This is a genomic window from Paraburkholderia sp. UCT31 (genome assembly GCF_014397655.1).
Classification (GTDB): Bacteria; Pseudomonadota; Gammaproteobacteria; order Burkholderiales; family Burkholderiaceae; genus Paraburkholderia; species Paraburkholderia tuberum.
The window spans coordinates 1-3,175 of sequence record NZ_VZQP01000145.1; the positions used below are offsets into that span (position 1 = coordinate 1).

Here is a 3,175-nt window from a genome sequence, read left to right on the forward strand (position 1 = left end):
TGTGGCGCGACAATCTGGATGAGAGACGCGCGACAATCAGCTTGAGAATGTCGCGGCAGAAATATGATGCCGATGTTGATTGACGCTGGCAAGCGTTTATTGATTGACGCGCGGTTTTGATTGACGCGGGCGAGCGGGTGTCGCGCGACAATCAAGCTGAGGTCTTCAGTCGTTCAGGATTACTGTGTAATGCGTGACGCAGCAGATATCCTGGCAGCGCGACAATCAAGATGAGAATGTGGTGGCGTGGATGACGATGCCGGTGTTGATTGACGCCGGCGAGCTTTGCCTGCCAGCCGCGCGTCAATCAGGATGAGAACAGCGCGTCAGTCGGTGAGGTCGATGCCATAACGCGTGACGATCGCCTTGAGCACGCGCTTTACGCTCTCGCGTTTGATCTCGATGAGCATCGTCGAACTGCAACTGGATTCCAGTGCAGCCAGTGCGTCACCGAGCAGGGCCAGCAAAGTAACGCGTGACGCGATGGCTTCCTCGCCAATGGCGTCAATCACGGTCCGTTTGCGCCGCAAACGATACGCGCGTTGCCGTTGCGCTCCCGTGAGTGCGCGGGGCGTCGCCATCGCACTGTCAGATGTGTCGTCACGCGTTACGCCTGGGGGCTGCGAATTGCCCGTCATTGCTGATCCTCCTGTTTCGGCGGCACGCCGACGTTCTTTGGTGTCGCTATGCTGGCCGGGCGTCCCGGTCCCTGCTGCTTGCGCTGCAGGGCGGTACGGCGACGGTAGCTTTCGACGTTCAGCTCAAAGATGGTCGAGTGATGGACCAGCCGGTCCACGGCGGCCACCGTCATGGCGCGGTCGGGGAAGACCTTGTCCCATTCGCCGAACGGCTGGTTGGCCGTTATGCAAAGAGAACGGTGCTCATACCTGGCGCTGATGAGCTCGAACAGCACCGACGTCTCGGCCTGATCCTTGCTGACGTATGCGAAATCGTCCAGAACAAGGAGATCGAATCGATCCAGCCGGTTGATGGCGGACTCCAGAGCGAGCTCGCGGCGCGCGACCTGTAACCGCTGCACGAGGTCGGTAGTGCGAGCGAAGAGGACCTTCCAGCCCTTCTCCAGCAGGCTCAGTCCAATCGCCGACGACAAGTGTGATTTGCCACCCCCACTCGACCCCAGAAGAATCAGGTTGGTGCCGTTACGCAACCAGCCGTCGCCAGCGCAAAGCGCCGAGATGTGTGCCCTGGACACCATCGGCACTGCATCGAAATCGAAGTTCTCCAGCGTCTTGCCCGGCAATAGCCTGGCGTCCTTGAGGTGACGCTCGATCCGGCGTCGATCACGCTCGGCGATCTCGTGTTCGGTCAGCGCCATCAGCAGGCGCGCTGCCGGCCAGCCTTCCGTGTCGGACCGCTCGGCAAAGCTGGACCAGATCTGCTTGATGGCCGGCAGCCGCAGATCGTTGAGCAGCAGCGACAGGCGGGTGGCGTCGATGTCGTGACTCATGCTGCCACCTCCGTTGCCATGTCAAGCAGAGCTTCATAGTCGCTCAGCGGTGCGAGCTGGACGTTCACCTCCGGCATGGCGCTCGCGGGCTTCGCTTCGAAACGCGAACACAGTGCGTCCAGATCGGGTAACTGCCCATCGTCCAGGCACTGCTGCAGCGCCTGGGCCAGTTGCGCTTCGCAGTTGTGCTCGTGGGCCAGGCTGAGCAATTCAGCCATGGTCCTGCATGCCTGGCGCTCCGGCAGTTGCTCGAGCAGGCGATCGAAGGTCAGGCGATAGGCCTCGCGCGGAAAGATCTGATCGCGGTAGACCAGGTTGAGCAGCGCCATGGGCTTGCGGCGCAACGCATGGATGACGTGCCGGTAGTTGATGACGTGGCCGTGCTTGCCATTGGGACCCGCACGGCCGCGCTGCAGTGTCATCAGGGCCGTACTGCCCAGAAACAGCTCCAGCCGGTCGTCGTACAGGCGCACGCGGAGGTGATGACCGATCAGCCGTGACGGGACGGTATAGAACACCTTGCGCAGGACGAAGCCGCAGCTGGTCGTGACGTACACGCGCGTTTCCTCGTAGTCGCACGTACGCTGGGCCGGAAGCGGCTGAAGCAGTGCCCGCTCGGCCTCAATGCGTTTGCCATTACGTGCGTTGATACGACCGACGATCTCGTCGATAAAGCGGCGATAGGAATCGAGATCGTCGAAGTCGTGACTGCCGCGCAGAAGCAACGCATCACGCACTGCGTTCTTGAGGTGGCCGTGAGGGCTCTCGATGGAGCCGTTCTCGTGGGCAACGCCACGGTTGTTGCGCGTAGGGTGCATGCCGTAGTGAGCACACAGCGCCTCGTAACGCGTGGTCAGATCCTCGCGCGCCTCGGCTTCGAGATTGCGGAACGCCGCCGACAGGCTGTCGCTGCGGTGCTCGCGCGGCACGCCTCCGAGTGCCCAGATGGCGTTCTGCAGCCCCTCAGCCAGCGCGACATAGCTCTCGCCGCCGAGAATGACGTGAGCGTGTTCAAAGCCCGAGCAGGCCAGCCGAAAGTGATACAGGCGATGGTCCAGCACGGCGCCCGCCACGGTGACGCCCAGACTGTCCATCTCGGTGAAGTCGGATAACCCGAGACGACCGGGTTCGTGTACCTGCCGGAACATGACGTCACGTTCCTCGCCATGGAGTGCGCGCCAGTCGCGAATACGTCGCTCGAGTGTGCGACGCACGTTGTCCGGGAGCTCGGGATGGCGCCGAAGCATCTCGTCCAGTACGGCTATTGGACGGATACCGCGAGCGGACTGGAGCAGTGGCACAATCTCGGCGTCAAAGATCGCGGCCAGGGGATCGGCACGGCGACGCCCGCGCGGTGCCTTCTTCTGCGATGGCAATCGCGGATCCTCTTCGATGCGATAGCCAGTGGCGGCGCTGAAACCAGCGCGTGCCGCCGCCTGGGGCGGCCTCTCCTTGAGTCTGTACTTCATGTAGAGCCTCATCTGATGGTCGTTGACGTGTCGGCCGGGCAACTCAGCCTCCCTTCGCTACATGGAAGTGCTGTTCATACCCGATTTACCGCGACCACCGACAAGGCACCCCGACGACGGGGAGCTCCTCGGCGCGGCGTTGCGGCAGCGGTTCCGGGCTACGCCCTCCACCGCTGCCGCAACGCCAGTACTCTCATCCTGATTGACGCGCTGCTCTCATCTTGTTTGACGCGCGGCA

The 3,175-nt window shown here is 62.5% G+C and carries 3 protein-coding genes; all 3 read right to left on the bottom strand.

Features of this window, described 5'->3' with window-relative positions; genetic code table 11:
- Window positions 1–326: 326 nt before the first annotated feature.
- From F6X40_RS41130 to istA, 3 genes are read right to left on the bottom strand one after another with little or no spacing between them, the layout of a single operon-like run.
- On the bottom strand, window positions 327–638 hold the full coding sequence (locus tag F6X40_RS41130; RefSeq protein WP_187631845.1) for a hypothetical protein: 312 nt from the start codon (window positions 636–638) through the stop codon (window positions 327–329).
- A complete protein-coding gene (istB, locus tag F6X40_RS41135) occupies window positions 635–1,468 on the bottom strand; it encodes an IS21-like element helper ATPase IstB (RefSeq protein WP_187631846.1) in 834 nt (277 codons plus the stop codon). Before istB ends, F6X40_RS41130 begins: the two co-directional genes overlap by 4 nt.
- Window positions 1,465–2,949, bottom strand: coding sequence for an IS21 family transposase (gene istA / locus F6X40_RS41140; protein WP_262421750.1), 1,485 nt, complete (start codon window positions 2,947–2,949; stop codon window positions 1,465–1,467). Before istA ends, istB begins: the two co-directional genes overlap by 4 nt.
- Between the last annotated feature and the right edge of the window lie 226 nt (window positions 2,950–3,175).

Excerpts from the sequence above, each read along its gene's own strand:
- F6X40_RS41130 (WP_187631845.1), bottom strand. The coding sequence starts at position 638 with ATGACGGGCAATTCGCAGCCCCCAGGCGTAACGCGTGACGACACATCT.
- istB (WP_187631846.1), bottom strand. The coding sequence starts at position 1,468 with ATGAGTCACGACATCGACGCCACCCGCCTGTCGCTGCTGCTCAACGAT.
- istA (WP_262421750.1), bottom strand. The coding sequence starts at position 2,949 with ATGAGGCTCTACATGAAGTACAGACTCAAGGAGAGGCCGCCCCAGGCG.